This window comes from Clostridium sp. OS1-26 (genome assembly GCF_030915445.1).
GTDB lineage: Bacteria > Bacillota > Clostridia > Clostridiales > Clostridiaceae > Clostridium_AM.
In genome coordinates this window covers 3320598-3335568 of record NZ_CP133264.1, presented here as the reverse complement: position 1 = coordinate 3335568, position 14971 = coordinate 3320598, and the positions used below count along the sequence as shown (strand labels likewise).

The 14971-nt window shown below is 28.1% G+C and carries 12 protein-coding genes and 3 pseudogenes; 1 reads left to right on the top strand and 14 read right to left on the bottom strand.

The features are described from left to right. The first annotated feature begins 25 nt into the window (after positions 1–25). Positions 26–1198, top strand: a complete 1173-nt coding sequence (locus RCG18_RS16335; RefSeq protein WP_308037091.1) for an iron-containing alcohol dehydrogenase — start codon at positions 26–28, stop codon at positions 1196–1198. A gap of 154 nt (positions 1199–1352) precedes the next feature. Here RCG18_RS16335 and RCG18_RS16330 read toward each other — a convergent pair whose 3' ends face one another. The 14 genes and pseudogenes from RCG18_RS16330 to RCG18_RS16265 all read right to left on the bottom strand — a co-directional run bounded on the left by RCG18_RS16330 (position 1353) and on the right by RCG18_RS16265 (position 14780). Continuing rightward, positions 1353–2765: a HAMP domain-containing sensor histidine kinase gene (locus RCG18_RS16330; RefSeq protein ID WP_308037090.1), complete on the bottom strand. Its 1413-nt coding sequence runs from the start codon at positions 2763–2765 to the stop codon at positions 1353–1355. Between the two features lie 2 nt (positions 2766–2767). Beyond that, positions 2768–3484: a response regulator transcription factor gene (locus RCG18_RS16325; protein ID WP_308037089.1), complete on the bottom strand. Its 717-nt coding sequence runs from the start codon at positions 3482–3484 to the stop codon at positions 2768–2770. Positions 3485–3620: 136 nt separating this feature from the next. Then, positions 3621–4385, bottom strand: a complete 765-nt coding sequence (locus RCG18_RS16320; protein ID WP_308037088.1) for a hypothetical protein — start codon at positions 4383–4385, stop codon at positions 3621–3623. Positions 4386–4388: 3 nt separating this feature from the next. Further along, positions 4389–5276 carry an ABC transporter ATP-binding protein gene (locus RCG18_RS16315; protein ID WP_308037087.1) on the bottom strand — a complete coding sequence of 296 codons (888 nt, stop codon included), beginning with the start codon at positions 5274–5276 and terminating at the stop codon, positions 4389–4391. A gap of 17 nt (positions 5277–5293) precedes the next feature. Next, positions 5294–6130 carry a hypothetical protein gene (locus RCG18_RS16310; protein WP_308037086.1) on the bottom strand — a complete coding sequence of 279 codons (837 nt, stop codon included), beginning with the start codon at positions 6128–6130 and terminating at the stop codon, positions 5294–5296. Between the two features lie 175 nt (positions 6131–6305). After that, on the bottom strand, positions 6306–6863 hold the full coding sequence (locus RCG18_RS16305) for an RDD family protein (RefSeq protein WP_308037085.1): 558 nt from the start codon (positions 6861–6863) through the stop codon (positions 6306–6308). A gap of 6 nt (positions 6864–6869) precedes the next feature. Continuing rightward, positions 6870–7390: pseudogene (locus tag RCG18_RS16300) on the bottom strand (VanZ family protein); the annotation flags it as partial. Positions 7391–7977: 587 nt separating this feature from the next. Further along, complete coding sequence (locus RCG18_RS16295; RefSeq protein WP_308037083.1) at positions 7978–8985, bottom strand: proline racemase family protein; 1008 nt, start codon at positions 8983–8985, stop codon at positions 7978–7980. Between the two features lie 319 nt (positions 8986–9304). Continuing rightward, positions 9305–10065 (bottom strand): annotated as a pseudogene (locus tag RCG18_RS16290) (lysophospholipase). A 227-nt stretch (positions 10066–10292) separates the two neighbouring features. Next, positions 10293–11096: a hypothetical protein gene (locus RCG18_RS16285; protein ID WP_308037082.1), complete on the bottom strand. Its 804-nt coding sequence runs from the start codon at positions 11094–11096 to the stop codon at positions 10293–10295. 4 nt (positions 11097–11100) lie between these two features. Next, the gene (locus RCG18_RS16280) at positions 11101–11796 is read right to left on the bottom strand and encodes an ABC transporter permease (RefSeq protein WP_308037081.1); all 696 of its coding nucleotides are present in this window, start codon (positions 11794–11796) and stop codon (positions 11101–11103) included. Between the two features lies 1 nt (position 11797). Continuing rightward, the gene (locus RCG18_RS16275) at positions 11798–12508 is read right to left on the bottom strand and encodes an ATP-binding cassette domain-containing protein (RefSeq protein WP_308037080.1); all 711 of its coding nucleotides are present in this window, start codon (positions 12506–12508) and stop codon (positions 11798–11800) included. A gap of 243 nt (positions 12509–12751) precedes the next feature. Further along, complete coding sequence (locus RCG18_RS16270; protein WP_308037079.1) at positions 12752–14065, bottom strand: GHKL domain-containing protein; 1314 nt, start codon at positions 14063–14065, stop codon at positions 12752–12754. Continuing rightward, positions 14062–14780 (bottom strand): annotated as a pseudogene (locus RCG18_RS16265) (LytR/AlgR family response regulator transcription factor). The gene RCG18_RS16270 and the pseudogene RCG18_RS16265 overlap by 4 nt, the downstream one beginning before the upstream one ends. Positions 14781–14971 lie beyond the last annotated feature (191 nt).

Here is a 14971-nt window from a genome sequence, read left to right as displayed (position 1 = left end):
AATCTTAATTATAGGAGGTTTATATATGATAAATTTTAAATACAATAATCCCGCAAAAGTTATATTTGGTGATGGTGCGGAAAATGAAATCGAGAATCTATTAAAAGAGTATAAAGTCAGCTCATTACTTTTAGTTTATAGTGGTGACTTTATAAAGAAGCTAGGAATATGGGATACTGTACATTCTGCTTGTCAAAAATTAAATATTGCTTTTCATGAAGAAGGAAACGTAGTCCCTAATCCTAAAATAGAGCTTGTTCGTGATTTAGTATCCTTAGGAAAATCCAAAGAAGTAGACTTTATATTGGCTGTAGGTGGTGGTAGCTCAATAGATACTGCCAAGGCTGTATCCATTGGAATTCCTTATGAAGGAGATGTATGGGATTTCTTTGATGGAACAAATAATGTAGAAAAAGCACTGCCAATAGGTGTTATTACTACCTTGCCTTCCAGCGGTTCTGAAACCTCAAACTGTTCAATTATTTCTAATGGTATTTTAAAAGTTGGAGTAGAAAGTGATTTAATCATTCCTAAATTTGCTATTATGAATCCAAGATTCACCATTGAGCTGCCTCCATATCAAACATCATGTGGACTAGCAGATATTCTTTCACATTTATTAGAAAGATATTTTACAGATATAGAAAATGTAGATACAACTGACTTTTTATTAGAAGGTGCTATAAAAGCTTTAATTTTAAATGCTTATCGTCTTATGAAAGATCCAAATAACTATAATGCACGTGCTGAAGTTCAATGGTTAGCATCCATTGCTCATAACAATCTCCTTGATACAGGAAGAGTTAGCGATTGGGGCTCTCACAGAATAGAACATGAATTAAGTGCCCAATATGGAATTACTCATGGTGAAGGTATGTCTGTTGTTCTCGTTGCTTGGACTCGTTATATGGCTTCAACAGCTCATAAACCAAAAAAACTGGCTCAACTTGCTAATCGTGTCTTTAATATAGACTATCACGACTATACTGAAGAGGAAATGGCATTAATATTATCTAAGAAGTTAAAAGAGTTTTTCCAATCTCTTAATTTAAAGACAACCCTTACAGAGTTAAATATTACAAATGAACACTTTGAAGAAATGGCTCTTAGAGCTACTCAAAACAATACATGTACTGTAGGTCACTATTTACCATTAGATAAGGATAGAATTATAGATATACTATGTTTAGCTCAGTAATTACATAAGCGTTAAAAATTCCTATATAAAACCATTAAGCTCCCTTTGATATGACAAATCCAGTAGTAAGCCTTGTTAATAGCTTTCTACTGGATTTCATATTGTTGAATATTTAGTTTCTATTTTTCACATAAACAGAGTTCTTGGCAGCAGATTAAAGGATTATTTCAATTTTAGTCCCTACTCCAAGCTGGCTCTCAATATTTATAATACCATTATGTGCTTTTACAATATCCTTTGCTATAGCCATTCCAAGTCCAGAACCTTTATGTCTTTTTCCTGTATTTGTCCCTCTATAATATCTTTCAAAAATATGTTTTAGCTCTTTTTCTTTAATGCCCTTTCCATTATCTATTATAGATATATGAACTCTATCTCTTTTTTCTACTTTAACTTCAATATTAACATTTTTATCATTGTGAACTATAGCATTATATAAAATATTAGTAATAACTCTTTTTATTAATATTTCATCTACATCCCTTTCAATTACTTCCCTTGAGGTTGAAAAATCAATATTTACATTGCTAGTTTGAGGATTATTCAAAATATCTATTATAACTCCCCTTGCTAAGCTTACAATATTGGTGTTTTTTAAATTTAACGCAAGAGCTTTATTCTTTAATCTGGTACTTAGATTTAAATCATCTATAAGATCTTTTATATAGTTAGACTTATCTTCTATTATTTTGCTGTATTCTTTCACTTCTTCTTTTGTATACTCATAATCTTCACTGGATAAAATCTCAGCATATCCTTTTATTGAAACTAATGGTGTTTTTATATCGTGAGAGATATTTGATATCCATTCTTCCCTCATTTTATCTAACTTTTTTCTTTCTTCTTCATTGCTTCTAAGCTTTGAAGATAAGTTATTTATATTATAGTAAACTTCTTTATAAATTCCTCTTTCTTCTCTCTTTAAATTATACTCTCCCTCTGAAAGGTTTTTAACGTCCTTTATAATATTTACCAATGGTTTTGTAAGCCTTCTACTAAATAAATATCCAAACAATAAAGCTATAATGGTATCAATAAACAAAATCATATATATTCCAAATTTTAATTCATTACCTAAATTATAAACATCATAAGAAATAATATTTCTCCGTATCTTTTTAGCTGGAAATCCTATAATATAGCTGTAATTTTTATTTCCAAGCTTCTTTTCTGATACAAATATAGTGGACATAGTATCAATTGAAATATATTTATATGTATCTATTAGTTCCGCAGGTGTATAGTGGCTTTTAGCTTTAGCAGGTTTTTGGTAATTATAAATTTCATTTCCTTCTTCATCTAAAACCTGTATCCAAGCCTTTTTTTCTCTCAAAATTTTTTCTCCATTACTATTGATATATATTTTATTGTTGTTTTCTATTAAATATTCTTGGAATTCCCTTGTGAAATCCTCTGCCGAAGAATAGCTAATATCCTTTGTTATACCAATATTATTTCTACCCCCACTAAATATAAGAACAGCCCCTCCAATGATATTAATAACTATTACAATAATGGCAACTGAAACTACAGTTATAATAAACCTGCCTGTTATTTTCCAATTCATATCTATTCATCCTTTAAAACAAACTTATATCCTAAACCTTTTACATTAACAATATATTTCGGATTAGACGCATCCTCTTCAATTTTCTCTCTTAACCTTCTTATATGTACCATTATAGTGTTGTCAAAGCCTATATAATCTTCTCCCCAAACTTCACTGCACAATTTTTCCTTACTCATAATTTGATTAGGATGCTTTGCCATGTACAAAAACATTTTATATTCCTTTGGTTTCAATTCTATTAGTTCTCCATTTTTCCTAACTTCTATTTTTTCCTCATCTATTTGAAAAGCTCCAAAATTAAGTACCGTATTCTTATTTTCCTCTTCATCATTATAACCGCTTCTTCTTAGCTGAGCTTTTATTCTATAGGCTACTTCCTTAGTGCTAAAGGGTTTTGTTATATAGTCATCTCCTCCTAAGGCAAAGCCTAGCACTCTATCAATTTCTTCAGTTTTTGCTGATATAAACAGAATAGGAACATTGGAGGTTTTTCTAATTTTTTTACAAACCTCATATCCCTCCTCATCAGGTAACATAATGTCTAAAAGAATAATATCTGGATTAACTCTTCCAAACAAATTAAATCCACTTTCTGCATCCTCAGCTGTATATATATTTTCAAAGCCTTCTTTTCTTAAAACCATAGATAATAACTTTAATATATCTTCTTCATCATCTATTATTAATATCTTTTTTTTACTTAATGACGTTTCCATATTAAACACTCCCATCACATTTTCCTGTTATTTGTCCAATATCCCACTACTATATATTAATTATATTCTAATATTAATTATATCCAAATAAAATAAGAGTCAAATAATATTTTTAATTTGACTCTTATTTTAAACTTTATCTTTTACTTTCTTTAGTAAATGCAGTATATGTGGGTTTGAGGAAGATCAAACACCCCACTATTAATATAACTCCTTGAATTACCATTATTGATGAGCTTGCATTATACTTAATTAACTGTGAAGACATCATTCCCCATAGTGGAGTCATAACAATAAATTTACTAGGTATAATAGCTTCCAATAGATATGGAATTCCCATAATCAAACCGCCAAAAATAAACGGCATAGAGGCTGATTTACTTATTGATGATAAATATAAACCTATCTGTGAAAAGAAAAAAGAAGCTATAACTACTGTAATAATCACTATTATCATCATTTGCAGTACATTTAAATTTGAATCTATTCCTTTAAAGTACCAAAGGTTTTTTAACGGCATGTCCAAACCTTTGAAGTTTACTTTTCTAAGTCCATCCAAATATATTGTAATTACTATAGATAGATTTACTATGGAAGTGGCTATACCAGCTCCTATTCCCTTGGCAATAACTAGTTTTTTCTTTCCATTCTTTGTGGTGTTTATTAAATCACGCATGTTGGAATTATACTCTAAGGTATAGGCTCCAGACAAAATCATAAACATAATTAGCCCCATTATAGGTGTATATCCGTAGCTTTTATAAAAAATATCTGCATAAACATCATTTACAGTACCATTGTGAACTAATAAGCTTCCTAGCAATAAGGCTGCTACCCAAGTTATCAAAATACTTTTTTTAAATAGCATCTTTCTTAATTCTGCTTTTATAAGTGTACCCATTTATTATACCTCCTTTGTATTTTCTAAATCGAAATAAAACATATAAACGTCCTCAAATTTAGGCTCTATAACCTCTGCATTTTCATATGATATGGTTTTATCGCTTACAATTCTAAGCTCAGTAAAATCTATTCCCCTTTGGAGATTTACTACTTTATATTTACTCTGTATTTCAGCCAATTGATTTTCATCATTAGTTCTTATTCTATATACTTTTCCATTCATATCAGATAGAATTTCCCTATGGCTTCCCTTCATAATTATTCCGCCATCTTTTATCATAATAGTTTCCTTTGCTATAGACTCTATGTCAGAAATTATATGAGTTGAAAGTATTATTATCTTGTCTTTTGATATCTCTGATAATAGATTTCTAAATCTTGTTCTCTCTTGAGGATCTAACCCTGCCGTTGGCTCATCTAATATTATAATTTTAGGGTCATTTAATAACACCTGAGCAATTCCCACTCTTCTTTTCATTCCTCCTGAAAACTTTCCAACAGCTTTATTTCTTACATCGTACAATCCAACTAAGTTTAATAATTCATCTACTTTTCCATTTGCCTCCCTTTTATCTATGCCTTTTAATGCTGATACATACTGCAAAAACTTCTTAGCCGAAAAGTTCTTATAAGCTCCAAACTCTTGTGGCAAGTAACCTATAACCCCTCTATATTCATCTTCTATACTATAAATGCTTTTACCATTATAGATTATCTCTCCACTTGTAGGCTTAGTTAATGTAGCAATTTGCTTCATTAATGTTGTTTTACCTGCTCCATTAGGCCCTAAAAGTCCATATACTCCATTTTCCAATGTAAGTGTTATGTTGTTATTTGCCTTTTTATTTCCATAACTTTTTGTTAAATTTTTCATTTCAAGTCTATTCATAATTAACTCCTCCTAATTTATCTTGTTAAAAATTTTCTAAAGATACTTGTACACGAAAATATTCCTATAAATAAAGTAACTATCATAATCCCCAAGCATAGATTTGTTACATCTAAACTCATAGTAAATACTTTTAATCTCCCAGAATACATTCCAGCAAATTCATTGAAATTAAATATCAAATCTATAAAATTAATTTTTGAAAATATAAGCAATACTTCTTTTGGCAAAAATTTAATTAAAGTTATTACTTTACCCAAAAATATAAAGATTAAAAATCCGCTTGTAGATTGGATAGAATTTGTGGTAATGAATGAAAATAAGCTTGCTAATACTCCTAATGAAATAAGGATTATAAGCATAACACCTATTTTAAGTAATACAAATTTGTATATGGTATAACCATCTTTAAGTAATAATGGATTATTAAATATTCTTATAGCCTGTAATTCTCCATTAATTGGTTTTCCATATTGTATATTGGTGATTATAAATTGTACTGCTAAATACACAGTATAAAGAAATGTTGGAACTCCTATGCTTAAGGCTAACTTTGAATATAAAACCTTGTTTTTATTTCTTGATGATAAAATTAAATTATCAACAGTTGATATGACCTCATCTGTATAGATATTAGAAAAAATTATTATTATTATAATAAGCATAATAGAGGTCATAAGTGGATGAAATGCCCTATAATTAAATACCTTCCAAAAGGTAATATCTTTATAACCACCTCCCCCTCCTAATTGTGGTTTCATAAATACCATAGACATAGAGAGGATAAAGAATAATATTAAAGCAATTATTCCATTTTTTGATTTAAATATTTTTTTTATTTCCCAGTTAATCATTATTTCTTCCTCCTGTATTTTCTTGACTACAAAAATATTTTAACTCTCCATCCTTACCTCTTGATAACATTAACCTTAATTAAAGCTTACAATTACAAACCGCCTATTAATTGATGATATTTCACAAAATAATAAAGGCAGATTGTAAATCAATCCACCTTTATTATTTAGATTATTATTTTGATACAACAATGCGAGTATTGCTAATTTTTTCATAAAAAAATCTATTTTTCTTAATAACACAAAGTACTGCATGAACTAAAATTAAGAAGATTATTACAAATTGTATTAGAGTTATAACAACAAATACATAACTGATTGCACTATTTAGATTTAATGTAGATGCAGTAAGTAGAGCTTTGTTTAAACCAAATACCCCAAAATACAAAATACCATATCTCTTAAATACTTCTTTAAAGCTTAACTTATTTTCTCGTCCTTTTACTCTTGTACTTGTAAGCCATTTACCAATGGTTTTACCATTAGTAAAATAAACAATTAAAATGAAGTATATAAAATATATTAATCCTTCGAAAATAATATTTTCTTTTATGTTTGGAACTAAACCAATTATAAACATATCTATGGAAAATGCTAAAATTCTTCTAAAATAGCTTACTCTTATTTCTTCAAAGTTTACATTGTTATCAATTTCATTTGTATCTGGAAGAAAAAAAGCAAAGATTGGAGTTATCAAATACCCAATATAACCACTAAGAGTATTTAAAAACAAATCATCAATATCAAAAATTCTATAAGGGGCATTGTAAATACCGTATAATGCGGTAAGTTGTGTTATTTCAAAAATAGTGAAACTAGAAAAGTAATAGCTAAGGTTCTTTTCAAATCTTTTTTAAAATAGTATCTCAAATAAATACCCAGTGGAGTAAGTAAAATTCCATTAAAAACTGCCTGTAAAAAAGCCCTTTCCGTTAATAGATATTTATATGTTGAGGGCTTAGTTAGAACTACATTTGTTTCTTTAAATATGTTACAAATAAACCTAAAAGGTACTAGGCTATAATATTGAGTACCAGGTCTTTGCAAACTTTTTATATCTCTTGTTTTTGGCAGAGGTAATATTACTAAATAATAAGCTGCAATTAAATATAATAAAAAAGAATATAAAATAAAAATTCTAAATTTGTTTATATATCCGTACTTTTTATATTGATAAATCGCAAATGGAAAAGTAAAAAGTAAAGCTATAAACGGGAATGTGATAAAAGCATATTTTATAGGTAACAAATATTCTTGCATAAAAATCCTCCTCAATATTCAGCAATTTAAGAAATACAATTAGAATAGTGCTGCTGCAAAAATAATCATCCACTTGTAATTTTCAAAGAATAACCCTTTAAGGATAAGTTCTACTGGTAAATATAGTAGATAAACATATTATAAATGCATTTTTTCTTTTATTTATTGTCATCTCTTTAATTATCATTTACTTTTATTATAAATATACAACCTTAACTGATAATAACTTCAACATTAAATAATCCTTAATTTATTTAATTACAAAATTGCAATATATTTCTACTTTTCACTCTACTTTTTTAAGAGAAAAACTCAATCCCTTTCATTCCCATCTTGTAATAAGAGCTTTAAATTCTTATATTGCCTAAAAAACAACGCAAACCCCAAAGCATTTACGCAGCTTCCCCTTAGTTCTGTGCATTTATTATATTTCTTTATAAGAAAAATGCCCTCAAACTCTTAGTTTGAGGGAAGATAAAACACACTTGAATTTTTACTTAAGATCTTCTAATGCCTTTGAAATAAGACTATTTCTTTCAATTCTAAATAATAGAGTATTTTTATCTTTTTACTATACTAAATTTAATCTATTCTATTTGAAATCCAAATTTAACAGGATCTTCTTCATCAATAACTAAATGATTGAATCCTATAATATATGCACTTCCAGTGATTTCAACAACAATTGCATTATGTTCTCCCACTTTTGTTTCCTCAATGATTCTTCCTTTAAAAGTAGTACCTGTTATACTTTCATTTACAAAAGTCTCACCAGCTTTTAATTCTCCTTGCTCATAAATCATTGCTATTTTTGCACAAGTTCCTGTTCCACAAGGCGATCTATCAAACTGACCTGCTCCAAAAATAACAACATTTTGACTATTGGCTTCAGGAGTTTTTGGCGGGCCATAAAATTCAATTGAATCAACAGACTTAATATGTTTTTTCTCAGGATGTTCCACAGGTATCTTTTCATTGATAATCTTTAACAATATCATTGCTTTTTCAATAAGCTGACCTATATTTTTTTTATTAATCTCTATTCCAATCTCTTCTGCTTTTATAACAGCAATAAAATTACCTCCAAAAGCTATGTTAAAAGTAATAGTTCCAACATCTACTAAATCAATTTTTGCCTCTCTCTTATATATAAATGCAGGAACGTTAACAAAGGATACTTCCTTTGCTTTACCATTCTCTACTTTAGCTTTTGCAATTACAAGACCTGCTGGTGATTCAATTTTAATTTCAGTATAAGGTTCTCTTACATCTACAATACCTGTTTCTACGGCAATTGTAGCAACGCCTATGATGCTGTGACCACACATATTCATATAACCTCTACCATCCATGAATATAACCCCAATATCAGCCTCTGGCATAGTTGGCTCAGTAATAATGCAACCAAACATATCTTTGTGTCCTCTAGGTTCTAGCATGGTTGAAGTTCTAATGTAATCCATATTTTTAGCAATATAATCTTTTTTTTCAGACATTGTACTTCCTATGATTTTAGGAATCCCGTTTACTATTATTCGTGTTGGCTCTCCCATTGTATGTGTATCTATAGCATTAATACTTTTCATAAATCTCATTTTACAATCCCCTTCATCTTATAATTCTAACTTAAACTTCTTACCACAATATTGAGAATTACTGTTATTATGCAATTATACCAACACATCATCTTTAGATATATTATTTTTCATTTTCTTCACCTCTAATTAAAATATTCCTACTCCGATATCTATGCTATCCTAAACTAAATGAGTAACATAGGTATGTATTAAATCGTGTAAATTAAAAATATCTTTAATTTGCATTTTTATATGAGATATAAATTAAGGAAAGTCCAAAATGACTTCCCTTAAAAATCACTATATTATCAACAATATTTATTAACATAACCAATATTTATAATTTAGCTTCAATCCAATTCAAAATATCATCTATAACAATGTGTTTCTCTTCTTTTTCATTTAGTATTTCATGATAACACTTAGAATATATTTTTATATTTTTGTCCTTGGAACTTATATTTTCAAATAGCCATTTCGATGCTTCCTTTATAACTATTTGATCATTTTCTCCATGTAGTATTAAACAAGGATAAGTGTAATTTTCAACATTTTTCTTAATCCAAATAGGCCCTTTTACAAAAACCTCTCCCAAAAGTTTAAGGTTAGTTTCTTTTAATACCAGCGGATCATTATCGTAATCCTCTACAACTTTTTTATCTCTACATATTAAACTAGAAAGAGCATTTGGAGACTTCTCCAAAGGATGACCTTCAAAATAGTTATTCCTCTTTAAGTCCTCAAATATAGGAAGTTCAATTACTGCAGCTCCAGATAATATTTGACCTTTTAATTTATTCGTATACTTCATACCATAACCAGCAGTAATAAATCCTCCCATGCTGTGACCAAACATAAATACAGGAACATGTTTATTTTCTTCTATAGCCATATTAACTATCTTATCTGCATCCTCAAAAAATCTTGGAAGTTATCTACATAACCTCTTTCCCCTGAAGATTTACCATGACCCCTATTGTCAAATCTATAAACTGTATAACCTGCTTCATTTAGTCTTTTAGTAAAGTAATCATAACGACCTAAATGTTCACACAAGCCATGAACTATAACTACCACAGCTTTTGAATTCTCAACCATATCCTTTCTGTAAAATATTTCAGTACCATCAAAACTTTTCAACTTATCTTCAAGATAATTAAACATAGTAACACCCCCAACTTAAATATTCTTCATTCTTATCAAAATACCTTTATTTGTAAGAATACTTGAAAACATTTTTATATCTTGAGCTGTTTATCTATATTATTTAAATTACCTTTGTTTATGTAATAAAAGATGCTGTAGAAGGAAGTTTCCAAGATGATCTAATAATAAAATTCTTTAGTTTTAAAAATCCTTTTTCCTATAAAATAAGCTACAACTAGATAAATGCAAGAAGTTATATTGGCTATAATTAAAGTTTTTGCAGTTATATTTTCTATTCTAGCTTTGTCCATAATCCCTAATATCCCAATAGGTGAAAACTTGCTTGTAATTGCCAATCTATCAGTAATAGTTAAAAATATAGAAAAAACAATTCCTAAAGTTAAACTAACAGTTCTATTCTTTATAAACAAGGATATTATCCCAATAATCAATCCAAAAGAAGCAGCCGGGATAACCGCTGACGAATAAATAAATATAACTCTAGCTAGTCCATAAAAACTTACTCCAAAAATAAAAGAACTAATAACAAAACCTAAAATTATATTAATAACTACAATTAAAAATGAATAGACAATTAGACTTAGCACTTTAGCTTTAAATATACTATCAGTATTCTTATCTAATCTTGCAAAATACTTCATGTTTCCACTAAAAAAATCTTCACCAAAGATCTCTACCGAAAATGCCACCATAAAAAATATAAAATATGGTACAACCGTTCTAAAAATGAATTCGATACTATACTGTTTTAAGAATGTAGTACTATTCATATGCAGAACTTCCATTTTGAATTGTTCACTATACTTTAGAGTACGAGGTACGTTATTTATTATGTTATTTTTTTCTGAATACATAATATATGAGATAGCTAAAACCATAAATATCACAAAGGACAATAATATATAAATTTTCTTTGAATGCATTATTTTAATAATTTCATTTTTTAAAAATTTAATTGTCAATGTATCATCTCCTTTTTGAAAATAATTTTGTATCTATCACTGTAAAAGCTATTAGATATAACAAAAATAAAATAATAGAAAATTTATCAACCTGCTTATCTTTTAGTAAAAATACCACAAAAAATCTTCTAGGAGTTATATCTCCAACGAATTTAGGAAAAAAATCAGACATTATTACTAGAAGGAAGGTCAATACCGATATCATTGTACTATTCTTATAGATTATAGAAATTAATATATATATAAGTAAAATAGGCAGCAGAGTAGCCAAAAATATTACCATCATTTTCAAAATTAATGATGCTTCATTTTCTAATATACTAATTTGATTTGGATTCTGAATAGCATAAACTAAAATTAAAATAATGAAAGTAACAATAATGAGTAATGCTGTTATTATGATTCCAGCAAATATTTTAGAAAAAAATACACTTTCTCTCCTTTTATAAATAATAAAGAATTTCATACAGCCTGATTCATAGTCGTAGGTAAAAATCTCCGATATTATCGCTGCTAAAATTAAAGGGAGCACAAATATTAACATCTTCATATTATCATTTAAAAACCCATCTAAGGCCTGCACTTTAACTGGTTTATCCGCGAATATCACATCAGATATCAATATAAATGCTAATATAAATCCTCCATATATTGATACTTTTAAAGGTGTGAAAAATTTTATTAATTCGTTTTTTATCATATTAAAGCCCAACCTTTTTCATAAAGTACTCTTCTAATGAGCTATGATTATTTTTGCCCAATAAATTATTTACGGAATCTTCCACAAGTATTTTCCCTTTATTTATAATAGCCACTCTATTACACAGGTTTTGGACTTCGTTTAAGATATGAGAACAATATATAAAAGTTGTACCATCTTCCTTTGCCAAGTGTTTTATTAAATCTCTCATATCTCTAACTCCTTCTGGATCTAACCCATTGGTAGGTTCATCCAGTATGGCAATTTTAGGTTGGTTTAAAAAGGCCCTGGCCACTGCTAGTCGCTGTTTCATGCCCATAGAATACTCACTTACTTTTTTATTTTTATCATTTGATAGCTTAACTAGTTCTAAAACCTCTTCTACTCTTTTTTTACCTAAATCTAAAACATTTGCATACAACAATAGATTTTTATATCCTGATAAATATGGATAAAAGCTTGGATATTCTATCATTGCCCCAATATCTGAAGGATTATTATCATTAAGAATTCTTTTTCCTTCTATATAAATCTCGCCTTTAGATGCCTTTAATAATCCTAAAACTGTTTTAATTGTAGTAGTTTTTCCTGCACCATTAGGTCCTATAAATCCATATATATCTCCTTTAAATACCTTCATATTGATATCATTTATTATTTTCTTGCTTTTATATTCTTTGCTCAAATTCCTTACCTCTAAAATTGGTTCCATCTAATATTCATCCTTTCCTTAGGAATTTTAATAAACAATACGCTATCTTTTCTATATAAGTAGTAAATCAATTTAACAGCTTTTCTAAAACATTTTGTTTATTTTATATTAGCAGGATTTTTTCACGCTATTTGCTCCTACTTCCTAAGTCATGTTTATAAAATCCTAAATAATATTACTATTTACGCTCAGGATTAAAAAATTTACGGTTAGGAAAAAGGCACCCTATTTTTAGGATGCCCTTTACATATTCTTAATCCATAGTTCCTGTATAAACATACTCTCTTCTATAGAGGTATTTAGAAATACATTATCATATTTTTTATCTATAATACTTTTAACAGTATAAAGACCTAGTCCCCTTCCACTACCTTTAGTAGAGAACCCTTCCTTATATATCTTATAAATCACTGGCTTTTCTCCACTAAAATTATTTTGCAGGGCTATGATTACATAACCATTTTTGTTTACAACACAAATGTAGATCTTAGGATGTTCACATGGTTCTGCCGCTTCAATGGCGTTATCCATCAGTATTCCTATTATTCTACATAGGTCCATTATATTCATAGATATATACTGTATGTCCTCAACGATATCAACTTTTATATCTATACTCATAGATGCAGCTTTTATAAGTTTTGTAGATAGTAATGCCTTTAAACCTAAAATTTTAACATATTTAAGTTTGTCTATATTACTATCACTCCACTTTATATCTTTGTCTATGTCAATAACATTGCTATAGAAAAATTCACGTAGTGCCTCATTATCATTATTATCTATATATTCTTTAAGGGGTAAAAGCATGTTTATATAGTCATGCTTGAATTTTCTAGTTTCAGCATACATATTTTCTACTATACGTGAATATTCCTCTATTTCATGTTTTTCTTCAATTTCTCTTTTTAACCTTACCCTATATTCAACACTCTTATCATGATTATAAACTATGATACTTGTAAGTATTATTGATATTAAAGGCAGTGCTTCTGGAATAAAATTGCCCACTATAAAATCCATCTTTTCCTTACCTATTGGAGATGGATATGTAAGTAGAAAAATTCCATATATAATTACTGTTAGTGGTATATTTATTATTAAAATCATTTTAAGTCTTATCTGAGATGAAGAAGATTTCCTTTGTACTCTTTTCATAGAACTAATTTTATTTATTATTAGAGATACCATAATAATAATACATGACATTATCATAAACTGTATCAATATAGCTCCAAAAGGTATATTTTGTAATTTTCCACCATAAAAGGTATATATAAAAGTGTATATTGTATTTGCAAAATATATAGCATAAATAGTTATTAATATCTTAATTTTGTTCTCATCTGCGTTTAACTGAACAATAGTAATAATAGAGAGTAACGGAAGTATTATAAGGTATGAACCAGTTGAAAGTACTATTCCCGTTAAAAATGATATAAAAAAATATTTTCTCATATCACTTATTTTGACTATATTTTTATATAAAATACTCATTAATACAGATGGAACAAATATGTAACTTAGAAATGCATGTACAGAAACTGTGGATTTCAAAACAAAAGCCCTCTCATATACCTAAAAGAAACATAACATTCTTCTCCATTTGTCATAATAATTTTATTGCTTTTTCTATCTATTTCATGAATTTTATCTTTATTTACAATGTAGGATTTATGACATCTATAAAAATTAGAAGTAAGCTTTTTTGCATATCTTTGAGATTACCATAAAACTCAATTTGTCTGTTTTCTTCATGAACCCTTATTTTATGAGCTGTACCTGTAGTTTCTATAAACAAAATATCAGAAAGTTTTATGTATACTATTCTTGAATCTTCATTTACTATTATGCACTCTTCTGCAGAATTATTTTTATAGTAAGCATTGTAGGCCTTAATAAGGCAACTATTTATTCTATACTTAAAATCATCATCATCCTTAATCACATAATCCATAGCTTCTACTTTATATTTAAATGCTAAATAACTCATTTCCATATGTATAGTTGTAAATATTATAAATCCCTGTGGGTCCAAATCCCTAATTTTTTCACCAAGCCTTATGCCATTTATATTGCTTTTCAAATCAACATCTAAAAAATATATACCGGTAATGCTATTTTTCTCGATATAATTTATTACCTCCTGTGGTTCCCCTGTACAAAGAGTTGTATCTAAATCTAAGTTCCCTCTTAAAATAGTATTTTCTATGATTTTTTTTAGCTTATCCCTATAAGCTAAATTGTCGTCACAAATTATAACCTGCAGCATTTTTTCACTCCGTTTCATAATAGTTCATACTTCTGCAATTTCTATGTTAGTTTTAAAGCTCTTGGAGCTACTTATTAACAATATAAATTATTATAACATATAAAAACCTATTGCTACCAACTAAGGATAGTGTTTATTATCCTTAGTGATATCAATAGATTTATAATATAACTTACAAGTTTGGAGGCTAG